Genomic DNA, 12756 nt, shown 5'->3' on the forward strand with positions numbered 1-12756 from the left:
AACCAGGACCACCGAAGGAGAACACCATGGCGGAGACCCCCTCGCTCACGATCGAGTCCGTGGTCTGGGACGACCCGCGCGCCGTGGCGCTCCGCACCGCCATGGACGAGGAGATGGGCGCGCGCTACGCCTCGGCGTGGGACGACTGGGATCAGGCTGCCGCCGAGGAGGCGCGGAAGGCGCTGACACTGAACCCGGCCGACATCCGTGCGACCTACCTGGCCGTCGTCGACGGCGAGGCCGTCGGCCACGCAGCCCTGCGCCGTCTCGGCCAGGAGTGGGAGCTGAAGCGCGTCGTCACCCTGCGCAGCCACCGCGGACACGGCATCTCGAAGTCGCTGATCGAGGCCGTGGAAGCGGCAGCCGTGGCGGAGGACGCGACGCGGCTCATCCTGCAGACCGGCGACCGCCAGCCCGAGGCCGTGCGCCTCTACGAGTGGCTCGGCTACACGCCGATCCCCGTCTATGCGCCGTATGACGCCCTGCCGATGTCGCTCTGCTTCGCGCGCGAACTCACCCGCTGACCACACCGCTGATCGAGTAGCGACCGAGCGCAGCGAGGACGCGTATCGAGATCGCACCCGCGTCGGCGCGACGTTGAGAGTGGTCTCGATACGGCTGCTCGCTGTGCTCACGGCCTACTCGACCAGCGGGGACCGACGGCTGCTCGCTGCGCTCACGGCCTACTCGACCAGCGGGGCGGCGGCGCGGGAGAGTAGCCTCCTGTCACCGACCAGAACGGAGTTCTCATGACGGACAAGACGCCTGAGGAAGAGCGCATCCAGAAGGAGCAGGAGCGACGCGACGCCGAGAAGGCCCGCCTCGAGGCCGAGGAAGAGCGACGCCTGGAGTGACGCGTCCACGAACACGAATGGCCCCTCTCCCACGGAGAGGGGCCGTTCGCCGTTCAGGTCCGACAGCTCACCCGCGCGGAAGGCCGGCCGGGTTGACCTCGCTCTTCTCGATGCCCTCGGACTCGAGGCCCCAGCGCTTGAGGATCTCGTCGTACTGGCCGTTCTCGATCGCGTAGTTCAGCACGATGTTGACGGCTTCGATGAGGCCGTTGCCCTTGGCGGTGCCCGCGGCGATCTGCGCGTTGGCGGGGTAGCCGCCGTTCACGAGGCCGACGAGCTTCGTCTTGCCGTCGACAGCCGCCTTGTACGCGGCCGTCGCGTTCGGACCGAAGGTCGCGTCGACGCGACCTGACTGCAGCGCAAGGGTGCCGGCTGCGTCGTCGTCGAAGTACTGGAAGTCGACGGGGTCGAGCCCGGCGGCCTTGTTCTCCTCGTCCCAGGCGAGCAGGATCTTCTCCTGGTTGGTGCCGGAGCCGACGATGATCGACAGGCCGGCGACATCCTCGGCATCCTTGATCGAGGTGATGTCGCTGTCACTGCGCACGTAGAAGCCGAGCTCGTCGTTGCGGTAGGACGCGAAGTCGAACAGGTCCTTGCGCTCCTCGGTCACGGTGACGTTCGAGGTGATGAGGTCGTACTTGCCCGACTGGATGCCGAGAGGCCAGTCGGCCCACGCCGCGACCTCGCTCTTGAGCTTCAGTCCCAGGCCGTCGGCGATGAGCTGGCCGAAGTCGGGCTCGCTGCCGAGGAGGGTCGCATTGTCGTCCTCGGCGAGGAAGCCGAGCGGCGGGATGTAGGCGCTGCCGACGACGGTGAGCGAGCCGGCCGTGACGGGCTCGAAGCCGCTGGCCTTCAGCGCGGCGACGGCCTCGGGAACGGGATCGATTCGCGGGCGTCCGTCGACGTTCTTGCTCGTGAGGTCGAACTCGAGCTCGGTCGAGGTGGGCGTCGGTGCCGGAGCCGCCTCGGCCGAACCGCCGCCCGCCCCGTTGACCGCGACGGCTGCGATGATGCCGCCGACGATCGCGACGACGGCGACGCCACCGACGATCACGCCGACCTTCTTCTTGTTGGCTGCCATGATGTGCCTCTTCTCCTGATGTGGGATCCGCGGAGCCCGAGTGGGCGCGCGGGGTCTGCCCTCCCGGCGGATGGGTGCCGAGAGGAACGTGGGGTGGGCCTGCGGGGCCTCGGTCAGAGCACCTTCCGCAGGAAGTCCTGGGTGCGCGGATGCTGTGGATGCAGGAGCACGCGCGCGGGCGTCCCCTGCTCGAGCACGCGCCCGCCGTCGAGGAAGACCACGCGATCAGCCACCTCCCGGGCGAACCCGATCTCGTGGGTCACGATGACCAGCGTCGTGCCGAGCTTCGTGAGCTCACCGATCACGGCGAGCACCTCGCCGACGAGTTCGGGGTCGAGGGCGCTGGTGGGCTCGTCGAAGAGCAGAACCTTGGGCTTCAGCGCGAGCGCCCGGGCGATGGCGACCCGCTGCTGCTGTCCGCCCGAGAGTTGGCGCGGGTAGTGGTCGGCCTTGTCGGAGAGTCCGACCCGCGCCAGCAGTCCGAGCGCGAGCTCCCGGGCATCCGTCTTGCTGAGGCGTCCGAGGGCGATGGGAGCCTCGACGATGTTCTCGATGGCCGTGAGGTGCGGGAACAGGTTGAAGTTCTGGAACACCATCCCCACCTGCGTGCGGCGCTTCAGCACCTCCTTCTCGTGCAGCTCGTAGAGCTTGTCGCCGCGACGCTCGTAGCCGATGTACTGGCCGTCGATGGTGACGGAGCCGCGATCGACGCTCTCGAGGTGGTTGATCGCGCGCAGCAGGGTCGACTTGCCGGACCCCGACGGACCGAGCAGGGCCACGACCTCGCCGGGCTCGATGGTCAGGTCGATGTCGTGCAGCACCTCGTGCGGCCCATAGGACTTGCTGACTCCGCTGATCTCGACGAGTCCGTCGGTGCTGCGGCGGGACGGCGCCGCGGTGATGTTCTCGTCGAACGATGGCGCGAGGCGGGTGGTCGTAGTCATCGGGCAGCTACTGTCGGGGTGTCGATCGCGGGTTCGTCGGCGACGGATGGCGTGTCGTCGAGCCGCGCCCACTGCGTGCGCACCCAGCCGGTCGCGCGCTGGATCGGCGTGGGCGGGAGCACGCGCAGCGCTCCTCGCGAGAAGCGGCGCTCGATGTAGAACTGCGCGATCGAGAGGACTGTCGTGATGATCGCGTACCAGACCACGGCGACGAGCAGCAGCGGGATGACCAGCTGATTGCGGTTGTAGACCACCTGCACCGTGTAGAACAGCTCGGGCAGCGCGACGACGAACACCACCGAGGTGCCCTTCACGAGACCGATCACCTCGTTGAAGGCGTTGGGCACGATGGCCCGGGCGGCCTGCGGCAGGATGATGCGGAAGAACCGCACCCGCCTCGGCAGGCCGAGTGCCGCCGCCGCCTCGAGCTGGCCCTGGTCGACCGAGAGGATGCCGGCGCGGATGATCTCCGCCGAGTAGGCGGCCTGATGCAGTGACAGACCGAGCACGGCCGCTGCGAACGAGGAGATGAGTGTCACCGTTTCGAACGATGCGAACCAGAAGTCCGTGGTGAACGGCCAGCCGAGTCCCAGCTGCGGATAGAGGTAGCCGAGGTTGTACCAGACCACCAACTGCACCACGAGGGGCACCGATCGGAAGAACCAGATGAAGCTCCACGCCAGCGAATTGAGCAACGGCGACTTCGACAGTCTGGCGACGGCGAGCAGGCCGCCGAGGGCGAATCCGACGGCCCCGGCGATCACGGTGAGCCAGAGAGTCAGGCCGAGGCCCTTCACAACGGCGTCGCTGAAGAAGAACTCCGCGAAGACATCCCAGCGGTACTGGCCGTTCGTCACGAGCGACCAGAGGAACTGGGCCACGAAGAACACGGCGACGGCGCTCAGGATCCAGCGGGTCCAGTGCTTCGGATGCACCACCTCGAGCTGGGCACGGGCACCGGCGTCCGGCGCCTGAGGTGCGGCCGGCTCGCTGTTCACGACGATCGGCGCCGGGGTCGGGGCTGCGGCATCCGTCGTCACCGATGTGCGGTACTGCACCGGTGCTCCGGTCTCAGGCGGCGTCATGACGCACCTCGTCGCGGGAGGACGCAGCTGACGAGGCGACGGCGGCCGACGAGGCGGCATCGCGGGCCGCCACCTCGGCTCGCACCAGCGGGATCACGTAGCGACCGAAGTCGATCGTGTCGTCGATGAAGTCGTAGCCGCGGGCCGAGATGATGTCGACGCCCAGGTCGATGTAATCGAGCAGCGCTGCGGTGACCGTCTCGGGGCTGCCGACGAGCGCGTTCGAGTTGCCGCGGCCACCCGTGAGCCGGGCCGGCTTGGTCCACAGCGCTCGATCGTGGCGGTCGCCGCGGTCGGCGATCTCGAGCAGGCGCTGGGTTCCGGCATTCTCGGCCGGAGCGGAGAAGAAGGCCGGCGCGCTCTCACGGAGGGCTCCTGCGCGCTGCTCGATCTGCCCGAGGATGCGCTCCGCCTTCTCCCAGGCGAGGGCGTCCGTCGCGGCGATGATCGGTCGGAACGCGACCTGGATGCGCGGCGGCGTGCTGCGCCCGGCGGCTCGGGAAGCGGCGCGGATGGTCTCGATCTGCGCCGCGGTGTCGCTGAGGGGTTCACCCCAGAGGGCGAAGATGTCGGCCTCGGCCGCACCGACGGCGTACGCGGCCGGTGAGGACCCGCCGAAGGAGATCGGCACCCGGGGCTGCTGCACCGGGAAGATGTCGCTCACGAAGTTCTCGAAGCGGTAGTGCTCGCCCTCGTGGCTGAACGGCGTGCGGCTGGTCAGCGCCTGCTTGACGATGCGGATGTACTCGCCGGTGCGGGCGTATCGCTCGTCCTTCGTGAGGAAGTCGCCCTCGGCTGCCTGGTCGGCCGTGCTGCCACCGGTGATGAAGTGCACGCTCAGGCGACCGTCGCTGATCTGGTCGAGGGTGGCGAAGACCTTCGCCGCGTAAGTCGGGTACGACACGTTGGGGCGGTGAGCGAGGAGGATCTGCAGGTGATCGAGCTTGCCCGCGATGTAGGCCGCGGCCGCTGCGGGGTCCGGCGAGCCGGAGTGGTACGCGAACAGGATGCGATCCCAGCCGTTGTCCTCGTGGGCCCGGGCGAACCGGAGGGTGTAGTCCTTGTCGAAACTGGCGCCGCTCCGGGCGCGGGTCTCGCCGCCGTCGTTCAGACCGGCGATTCCGAGGAATTCGATGGGCATGGCTGGCTTCCTTCCTGTGAGCGGGTGGTGCCCAGAAGGTATGTCGAGGCCGGAGGGCCTGACCAGCGCCATGTTTCACAGTTCGTCACTATCGTCACGAACTGTCACAGCGGTGACGGATGCTGGCACCGCGGTCGCCCGCGTGCAATGGCGCCCCGCTCGTCTCCCGTTCGCTGAGGCCCGGGCGAAGCCCGCGGTCGAAGCGCGGGCTCATCGAGCCACGACCCATTGATGCGCTTCGGGCGGTCGCTGCGCTCGGCCCTCAGCGAGCGGAAAGTGGCGGTCGCTCCGCTCGGCCCTCAGCGGGCGAGACCTGGCGAGCCGCTCGCTGAGAACCGGACGCAGTCCGCGTTCGAAGCGCAGTCAGCCGTCGCCGCTACTCCCCGGCGTCGGGCGCGTGCAGCTCGATGCTGATCTGGTCGGCGTCGAGCGACTGGAGCGCCCAGGTGAGGGCGGCCGATGAATAGGTGCCCGCCTTCTGCAGCTCGAGGAGGCGCACCCGCTGCGCGTCGATCATCTCCACGCGCACGGCACGAACCCGATCGAAGTCCGGCTTCGGATCCGGCACGTCGGATGCCGTCTCATCGGTGCCGCGGCGCATCATCTCGCGCGGATCGATGCCCCTGTCGGCGAGCACCTTCATGGACACCTCCCTGAGTTCGGTCGAGAGGCGCTCGCGCTCCTCGATGTTCACGCCGATGCCGGTGAGCCCGAGACGGCGGGCCAGCCAGCCGAGGGTTCCGCCCTGGATGAGCAGCGACAGCGCCGCCACGACGAAGGCGATGAGCACGAGCAGCGAGCGCGATTCCGTGTCCTGCGGCAGGGTCTGCGCCGCCGCGAGGGTGACCACGCCGCGCATGCCGGCCCAGACCACGACGGCGCCCTGCTTCACTCCGAGGGGCTCGGCCTGCATGTAGTCGACGTCGGCGACGTAGCGCACCACGCGGTCACGGAACCTGTCGGCGTCTCCCGGCCGCAGCTTCGGGATCGGGCGATCCTCCATACGCGTCGGGTCCCCCGGCGGCATGCCACGACTGCGCCGGGGATCGCCGCCGGTCTGCCCGTCGCCGAGCGCCGGTGTTCCAGCCTCCATCTGGTCGATGCGCTCCTGGATCGCACCGAACTGCTCGGTGCGCGCCGCCTTGCGCCTGGCCGAGCGAGCCAGCCCCTGCAGCAGCGGAACCACGTAGGCGGTTCGCACCAGGACTGTGGCCACGAGGGCCACTGCGCCGATCCACAGCGCTGTCCAGAGCCCGTTGTCCGCCGTGCCGACATCGTCGAGCAGCGTCCAGAGCTCGAGGCCCATCACCAGGAAGACAGCACCCTCGAGCAGCAGCTCGATGGTGCGCCAGTTCTGGGCATCCGAGAACCGATGGGCCGGAGTGAGCCAGCGCGGCGCGCCGATTCCGGTGACGAGCCCGGCCGCCACAGCCGCCACGAGGCCGGAGGCGCCGAGCACCTCGGCGGGCACCGAGGCGATGAACGGGATCGTGAACGAGATGGCGGTGTTGACCGCGGCGTCCTTCACGCGGTGCCGCAGCCGCAGGTTGAGCCAGCCGACGGCGACGCCGATGACGACGGCCACAGCGACGGCGTAGGCGAAGTCGCCCAGAACGCCCCAGAACGAGACCGTGGCGGCCGTCGCGGCGATGGCCGAGCGCAGCAGCACCAGCGCCGTCGCGTCGTTCAACAGGCTCTCGCCCTCGAGCACGGCGACGATGCGGGGCGAGACGCCGAGCTTCTTCACGATGGAGGTGGCCACGGCATCCGTCGGGCTGACGATGGCACCGAGGGCGATCGCGGCCGCCAGCCCGAGCCCCGGGATGAGCCAGGCGAACAGGAGGCCGAGGAGCACCGAGCTCAGGACGACGAGGATGACGGAGAGGCCGGCGATGGCCCGGAAGTCGCGGCGGAACTCCATCGTGGGCATCGACACCGCAGCGGAGTAGAGCAGCGGCGGCAGCACACCGGCGAGGATCCACTCGGGCTCGATCTCGATGTCCCCGACGAACGGCAGCAGACTCACGCCGATGCCGAGCACGACGAGCAGGAGCGGTGCCGCGACACCGAGCTTGCCCGACGCCTGTGCCGCGAGCACGATGGCGAGCACACCCAGTACTCCGATGACCAGCACGTCCATGCGTTCCCCCTCGAGCACCCGCGGTGCGGAGTCAGTTGTCGCCGGGCTCCTGCAGAGCACGAGCGTGGGCGGCCATCCCGTCGGCGGCCGCTTCGAGATATCCGGTGATGAGCTCGCGCTCCTGGGGCGTGTAGCGGGCCAGGAGGTCTGACGAGATCTTCCCGAGCGGGCCGAAGAACTGCTCGGCCACCTTCATGCTCGCGTCGGCGTAGTAGAGGTGCACGCGACGGCGGTCCTCGTCGTCACGGCGGCGCACGAGGTGACCCGCCCGCTCCAGCCTGTCGACGAGGCCCGTGGTCGCCGCTGAGCTCAACCGCACGGCGGCTCCGAGCTGACCCGGGGTCAGCGGCGATCCGGCTCGCTCCGCGTTCATCACGGCGAGGAGCGCCTCGAGGTCGATCTGATGGAGGCCCTGCAGCGAAGCGAAGGCGCTGGACACCTGCTCCGTCGCCGAGTGCAGTCGCTGGTGGGCTCGCGTGATCCGTCGCAGGCTGCCCGCCTCGACACCCGTCTCCTCGACGCCCGTTTCGTCCACAGTCTCATTGTGGCCGAAGCCGGACGGGGAATAAACTCTCGGTGACAGAGACTTACGATTGCAGAGACAGAATTCCGGTGAACGGAGGAATCATGGAACCGAGACAGGACGAGACTCTGCGCGAGCAGCGTCTGCGGGCCGAACGGGTCGTGCGCGATACCCTCGCGGACTTCACCCCCGAGGAGCAGGCCGTCATCACGGCATTCCTCGACGATGTCACCGAACCGGAAGCACCCACGACATGAGCGAGCAGCATCCGTCGGTCACCGGCGATCGTCGCCGCTGGCTCGGCCTCGTCGTCATCAGCCTCGCCGTCGCCCTGATCATCGTCGACTCCACGATCGTCAACGTGGCGATCCCGTCGATCATCGACGACCTCGACATCAGCTCCACGCAGGTGCAGTGGGTACAGGAGAGCTACACCCTCGTGTTCGCCGCGCTGCTGCTGGTCTTCGGCACCCTCGCCGACCAGTGGGGACGACGACGGATGCTGATCATCGGCATCTCGATCTTCGCCCTGGCGAGCATCATGGCCGCCCTCGCGCCGACGGGCGAGTTCCTGATCTTCTCGCGCGTCATCCAGGGCATCGGCGGCGCCATGATCCTGCCGACGACCCTCTCCCTCATCAATGCGACCTTCCGGGGCAGGGAACGCGGTATCGCCTTCGCAGTCTGGGGATCGACGATCGGGGGCATGGCTGCCGTAGGACCACTCCTCGGCGGATGGCTCACCACCGAGTACTCCTGGCGCTGGGCGTTCGGCATCAACGTGCCGCTCGGCATCCTCATCGTCGTCGGAGCCCTCTTCGCCGTCACCGAGTCGAAGGCGGCGCATCCGTCTCGCGTCGATGTCGTCGGCGCCGTGCTCTCGGTGATCACCTCGGCCAGCCTCGTCTTCGGCCTCATCGAGGGTCGCACCTACGGCTGGTGGCTCACCGCGGACGACCTGACCATCGGCGACTGGACCTGGCCGCTCACCATCTCGCCCATCCCCATCGTCTTCGCCGTCACCCTGGTGGCCGGCGCCGCGTTCATCTGGTGGGGCCTCCGGCGGCAACGGCGGGGCCAGAGCACGATGATCGCGTTCTCCCTGTTCAGGCTGACGTCGTTCCGCAACGGCAACATCGCAGCCCTCATCGTCTCGCTCGGCGAGTTCGGCATCATCCTGTCGCTACCGCTCTGGATGCAGAACGTACTCGGCTACGACGCCCTGCAGACCGGGTACGTGCTGCTCGCCCTGGCGATCGGCTCCTTCGGGGCGAGCGGGGCAGCCGGCGCGTTCGGCCACCGCTTCGCTCCCGTGTGGATCGTGCGGGCAGGCATCCTGTTCGAGATCATCGGCCTGGTGCTCGTCGCTCTCGTGATCTCGAGCGACACCCCGTGGTGGCAGATCGTGATCGGCCTGTTCGTCTACGGCTTCGGCGTCGGACTCGCGACGGCGCAGCTGACCGGGGTGGTGCTCGTCGATGTCCCGGTGGAGCAGAGCGGGCAGGCATCCGGAACCCAGAGCACGGCTCGCCAGTTCGGATCGGCGCTCGGAATCGCCGTGCTCGGCACGGTGCTGTTCACATCGCTCGGCAGCACTCTCGATACCACCCTCGAGTCGACGATTCCGGATGCCGCCGCCCGCGAGCAGGTCGTCGATCTCGTGGTCGACAGTTCCGGCTCCGCGATTCCCGCACTGGAGGAGAAGTCGCCCGAGGCGGCGGATGCCGCCCGCGACGCCTTCAGCGACGCGACCCGCTACGCCGCCTTCACCGCCGCCGGATTCCTCGCCCTCGGCCTGCTCACCACGATCTCGCTGGGCTCGGGTCGCCCGCGCGAGGACGAGGAGACCGGCACGCCGGAGCCCGACACAACCGCCGCTCCCGCAGTGTGAGCTGAGCGATTCTTATGGGACTCATGTGAATTCTGAGAATTCATCCACGGGGTACTAGCGGCCGTTACCTCTTCGTTATATATTCGATTCAGCGTCAGTTGTTTGCTGTGGCGGCTGACGCGGAATGTGATTGCAGGACACTCTTGGTGCAAGGGAGAGGGCCGGTCGTTAGCCTCAACGACCGGCCCTCAATCACGTCCGGGGGGAGTTCACCCTCACTCGCCGGGCGCAGCAGAACCAGCTCGGCACAGCGCCCGGGTCGGCTCGCGACGTGGAGAGAAGCCCTGTCCAGAGCGCTCATCCGCCCCGCATGACTCCGCCTGCGCACGCCTGAGGTCGCCGCCCCCTATTCTTGTACCTCGAAGGGGAGGACAGGCATGTCGAACAAAGCAACGGCCGTCGTAGCGTGGGAGTCGCTGTTCCGCGCCCAGGTCGCTGTGATGCGAACCCTCACCCACGAGTTCCCCGCTCACGACATCTCGTTCAACGAGTACGACGTGATGTTCAACATCTCGCGTCAACCCGGACGAAGCCTGCGCCTGCGCGACCTCAACAAGCACGTGCTGCTCACTCAGCCCAGCGTGAGCCGCCTCGTCGACCGCCTCGTGTCGCGCGGCTTCCTCGACAAGATCACCGACCCGAGCGATGGCCGGGGTGCCATCGTCACGCTGACGGATGCCGGCTACGACGCCTACCGTCGAGTCGCCGTCGAGCACGCCGAGTCGATCCGCCAGCGTGTCGGCACCAAGCTCGACACCGCCGAGCTGACCGAGCTCGCCCGTCTCTGCGACAAGCTGCGCGACGGCGAGAGCTGAGCTCCCGCCCGCAGAGGGCCCAGCGAAGCGTACGGGCGGTGGGGTTAAAAGAACGATGGGACGGAGACCCTACTCCCCGCCCCATCGCGGCAGTCCCTCGCAGGATTGCCATCTCGGCCGGGCTACCCGAACATGGCCCGTCGAGAGCACACCGATGGCGCGCCACACAGGCTCCCTGATACCGCGCGAAGCGCAGTCGGGGCATGACCGAGCACAGCCGGAGCGGGGTGCTCCAGTGTGGGCAAACGGAGTTCGGGCTCCATGTCCACGTGCCTTTCGGGTCGGCTGACGTGTGTGCCGTCACAGGAGGGCGCTAGGGGCGGCGCTCGGTAGTGACGCGTAATCGGGTTTGGGGCATCCGCGTGGCAGACACCTTGAGGTGAGCCTAGTGTCCCGGCTCCCCACCACAAAGTACCCCGAGTGGGGGGTGCCGGATGCGCCGGACCAGGTTCTGCGGCCGAAATCCCCGGTGAGATGGGCGGAAAACGTCGGGGTACAACGGACGGCATAAAGGGGGACCGGGGGTCGGAAATGGGGCCATTGCGGTACATCATCGAGTTCGCGTGTCCCCCGGGTCGACCGTCGATGTCGTGCATCGGACCCGGCCAGAGTGCCGTTTCGAGTGTGTTGCGAGCATGTTCCGTGCGTCGCGCGGCCAGACCCGTGCATCAGGGCCGGGAAATACGGCGATCCACGCCCGTTCGCCCCTGCTCGTGTGACACCAGTACTGGGTGCACCGATTCCGGGGTACATCGCTAGGTCGGTCGTTATGCCGACATATACAGTCGGCCGAGGTACACGTCAAGTTGACGAGTACTCAGCACGAGCCCTACATCAGTGTTCCGCCTCGCGTGAGGCGCGACTTCGGGCCGACACGGCCGCGCCATTCGTGGTGAGCCCGTGCGTCGGCACGCTCATCCGGAAGGAACCGCACCACATGAACAAGATCATCAAGGGGTCGATCGCAGGCGCAGCCGGCATCGCCCTTCTCCTCGGCGGCGCTGGCACGTTCGCGCTGTGGAACGACAGCGTCGGCGTGAACGCGGGAACGATCACCGCAGGAACGCTCACCACGGCGACCTCGGGAACCTGGACCGACACGACGACCGCCACCGCGACCGCCATCACCAACCCGCAGGCCGTGGTCTTCGCTCCCGGCACCAAGGTCACCTACACGGGAACCGTGACCGTGACGGCGACGGGCACCCACCTGGCCGGCAACGTGACGTTCAACGCGACGTCGATCACCGCCAAGACGCCGGTCACGGCAGCCAACACGGCCCTCGCCACCGCCCTCGCCTCCGGCACCACGCTGGTCGTCAAGAAGGCCGGCACGACTGTCACCGGCACGACCCCGTTCGCCGAGGGCACGACCACCCTCGACGTGGTGCTCACCATCACCCTGCCCGCTGGCTCGACCGTCGACAACACGGCCAAGCTCGGCGCGGCCGACCTGAGCGCGATCACCTTCACGGCGCTGCAGGTCGCTCCGTAACGAGCAGCGATTCACCCGAAGTCACGCACCTGACATCACGCACCTGAAGGGAGGAGGAGTTCATGCGCAATCAGAGACAGCTGTCGCGGGCAGCGGCCCCGATGCGCCGTGAGCGCGGCTCCTCCTCCCTCCACGGGCGGATGTCGATCCTCATCGGCGCGATCCTGGCCGTCTGCGCCGTCACCGTCGCCACCTCCGGCGGAACGTTCGCACTGTGGAACAGTCAGGCTGCGGTCTCGCCCGCGACCATCTCGGCCGGCTCACTCAGCCTGTCGATCAGCAACCAGAACCTCGGCGGCCTGTCGACGAAGCTCCTGCCCGGTACCTCGGTGCTCGGCTCGTACGAGGTCGGTTACACGGGCGGGTCGAGCGCGGATCTGGTCGCGACAGTCGCTGTCAACACGTCGACCCCAGCAGGCATGGCGAGCGCAGTGACGCTCACGATCACCCCGTCGGCGGCGACCTGCACCGCGGGAATGACGGGCGGCGTGAGCGGCAAGCTCAACGCCTTCGGCCCGACGGCTCCTGTCGTCCTGCCCGTCGCGGCCACCGAGGCCAAGACCCGCTACTGCATGGAGCTCAAGCTCGACTCGACCGCAGGCAATGAACTCCAGAACGCCACCACGACCTTCACCGTGACCTACACGGCCACGCAAAGGACCTCATGAACCGACCCCGCATCCGGCGCTCGTCCCGCGCGGGACGCCTGCTCGGTGTGGCGGTGATCGGCATGCTGGGTTGCGGTGTTCTGGTCGGCGCGGCCGCCGCTCCTCACGCATCTGCTTCT

General features: G+C 68.2%; 12 protein-coding genes. 6 read left to right on the forward strand and 6 right to left on the reverse strand.

Annotation, left to right across the window (positions count from 1 at the left end; genetic code table 11):
• Positions 1-26: 26 nt before the first annotated feature.
• Entirely contained in the window at positions 27-524 is a 498-nt protein-coding gene (locus E4M00_RS08415; RefSeq protein WP_135120062.1) for a GNAT family N-acetyltransferase, read from the forward strand.
• Between the two features lie 397 nt (positions 525-921).
• On the opposite strand, the gene E4M00_RS08420 is transcribed toward E4M00_RS08415, so the two are convergent.
• The 6 genes from E4M00_RS08420 to E4M00_RS08445 all read right to left on the reverse strand — a co-directional run bounded on the left by E4M00_RS08420 (position 922) and on the right by E4M00_RS08445 (position 7780).
• The gene (locus tag E4M00_RS08420) at positions 922-1935 is read right to left on the reverse strand and encodes an ABC transporter substrate-binding protein (protein ID WP_135120063.1); all 1014 of its coding nucleotides are present in this window, start codon (positions 1933-1935) and stop codon (positions 922-924) included.
• Positions 1936-2048: 113 nt separating this feature from the next.
• A complete protein-coding gene (locus E4M00_RS08425; RefSeq protein WP_135120064.1) occupies positions 2049-2879 on the reverse strand; it encodes an amino acid ABC transporter ATP-binding protein in 831 nt (276 codons plus the stop codon).
• Complete coding sequence (locus E4M00_RS08430) at positions 2876-3964, reverse strand: amino acid ABC transporter permease (protein ID WP_135120065.1); 1089 nt, start codon at positions 3962-3964, stop codon at positions 2876-2878. The genes E4M00_RS08425 and E4M00_RS08430 overlap by 4 nt, the downstream gene beginning before the upstream one ends.
• A complete protein-coding gene (locus tag E4M00_RS08435; protein ID WP_135120066.1) occupies positions 3951-5105 on the reverse strand; it encodes an LLM class flavin-dependent oxidoreductase in 1155 nt (384 codons plus the stop codon). The genes E4M00_RS08430 and E4M00_RS08435 overlap by 14 nt, the downstream gene beginning before the upstream one ends.
• A gap of 376 nt (positions 5106-5481) precedes the next feature.
• A complete protein-coding gene (locus E4M00_RS08440; RefSeq protein ID WP_135120067.1) occupies positions 5482-7245 on the reverse strand; it encodes a cation:proton antiporter in 1764 nt (587 codons plus the stop codon).
• Between the two features lie 31 nt (positions 7246-7276).
• The gene (locus tag E4M00_RS08445; protein WP_204772980.1) at positions 7277-7780 is read right to left on the reverse strand and encodes a MarR family winged helix-turn-helix transcriptional regulator; all 504 of its coding nucleotides are present in this window, start codon (positions 7778-7780) and stop codon (positions 7277-7279) included.
• A gap of 92 nt (positions 7781-7872) precedes the next feature.
• On the opposite strand from E4M00_RS08445, the gene E4M00_RS17835 reads away from it, so the two are divergent.
• The 5 genes from E4M00_RS17835 (at position 7873) to E4M00_RS08465 (ending at position 12637) form a co-directional block, all read left to right on the forward strand.
• On the forward strand, positions 7873-8025 hold the full coding sequence (locus E4M00_RS17835; protein ID WP_167756854.1) for a hypothetical protein: 153 nt from the start codon (positions 7873-7875) through the stop codon (positions 8023-8025).
• Entirely contained in the window at positions 8022-9659 is a 1638-nt protein-coding gene (locus E4M00_RS08450) for an MFS transporter (protein WP_135120068.1), read from the forward strand. Before E4M00_RS17835 ends, E4M00_RS08450 begins: the two co-directional genes overlap by 4 nt.
• 377 nt (positions 9660-10036) lie before the next feature.
• Positions 10037-10474, forward strand: coding sequence for a MarR family winged helix-turn-helix transcriptional regulator (locus E4M00_RS08455; protein ID WP_056169492.1), 438 nt, complete (start codon positions 10037-10039; stop codon positions 10472-10474).
• A 937-nt stretch (positions 10475-11411) separates the two neighbouring features.
• Positions 11412-11969: an alternate-type signal peptide domain-containing protein gene (locus E4M00_RS08460; protein WP_167756855.1), complete on the forward strand. Its 558-nt coding sequence runs from the start codon at positions 11412-11414 to the stop codon at positions 11967-11969.
• A gap of 62 nt (positions 11970-12031) precedes the next feature.
• Complete coding sequence (locus tag E4M00_RS08465) at positions 12032-12637, forward strand: SipW-dependent-type signal peptide-containing protein (protein WP_135120070.1); 606 nt, start codon at positions 12032-12034, stop codon at positions 12635-12637.
• Positions 12638-12756: the final 119 nt, after the last annotated feature.

The sequence above is a fragment of the Orlajensenia leifsoniae genome (assembly GCF_004570845.1).
GTDB classification, from domain to species: Bacteria; Actinomycetota; Actinomycetes; order Actinomycetales; family Microbacteriaceae; genus Orlajensenia; species Orlajensenia leifsoniae.

Excerpts from the sequence above, each read along its gene's own strand:
- E4M00_RS08415 (WP_135120062.1), top strand. The coding sequence starts at position 27 with ATGGCGGAGACCCCCTCGCTCACGATCGAGTCCGTGGTCTGGGACGAC.
- E4M00_RS08420 (WP_135120063.1), bottom strand. The coding sequence starts at position 1,935 with ATGGCAGCCAACAAGAAGAAGGTCGGCGTGATCGTCGGTGGCGTCGCC.
- E4M00_RS08425 (WP_135120064.1), bottom strand. The coding sequence starts at position 2,879 with ATGACTACGACCACCCGCCTCGCGCCATCGTTCGACGAGAACATCACC.
- E4M00_RS08430 (WP_135120065.1), bottom strand. The coding sequence starts at position 3,964 with ATGACGCCGCCTGAGACCGGAGCACCGGTGCAGTACCGCACATCGGTG.
- E4M00_RS08435 (WP_135120066.1), bottom strand. The coding sequence starts at position 5,105 with ATGCCCATCGAATTCCTCGGAATCGCCGGTCTGAACGACGGCGGCGAG.
- E4M00_RS08440 (WP_135120067.1), bottom strand. The coding sequence starts at position 7,245 with ATGGACGTGCTGGTCATCGGAGTACTGGGTGTGCTCGCCATCGTGCTC.
- E4M00_RS17835 (WP_167756854.1), top strand. The coding sequence starts at position 7,873 with ATGGAACCGAGACAGGACGAGACTCTGCGCGAGCAGCGTCTGCGGGCC.
- E4M00_RS08450 (WP_135120068.1), top strand. The coding sequence starts at position 8,022 with ATGAGCGAGCAGCATCCGTCGGTCACCGGCGATCGTCGCCGCTGGCTC.
- E4M00_RS08455 (WP_056169492.1), top strand. The coding sequence starts at position 10,037 with ATGTCGAACAAAGCAACGGCCGTCGTAGCGTGGGAGTCGCTGTTCCGC.
- E4M00_RS08460 (WP_167756855.1), top strand. The coding sequence starts at position 11,412 with ATGAACAAGATCATCAAGGGGTCGATCGCAGGCGCAGCCGGCATCGCC.
- E4M00_RS08465 (WP_135120070.1), top strand. The coding sequence starts at position 12,032 with ATGCGCAATCAGAGACAGCTGTCGCGGGCAGCGGCCCCGATGCGCCGT.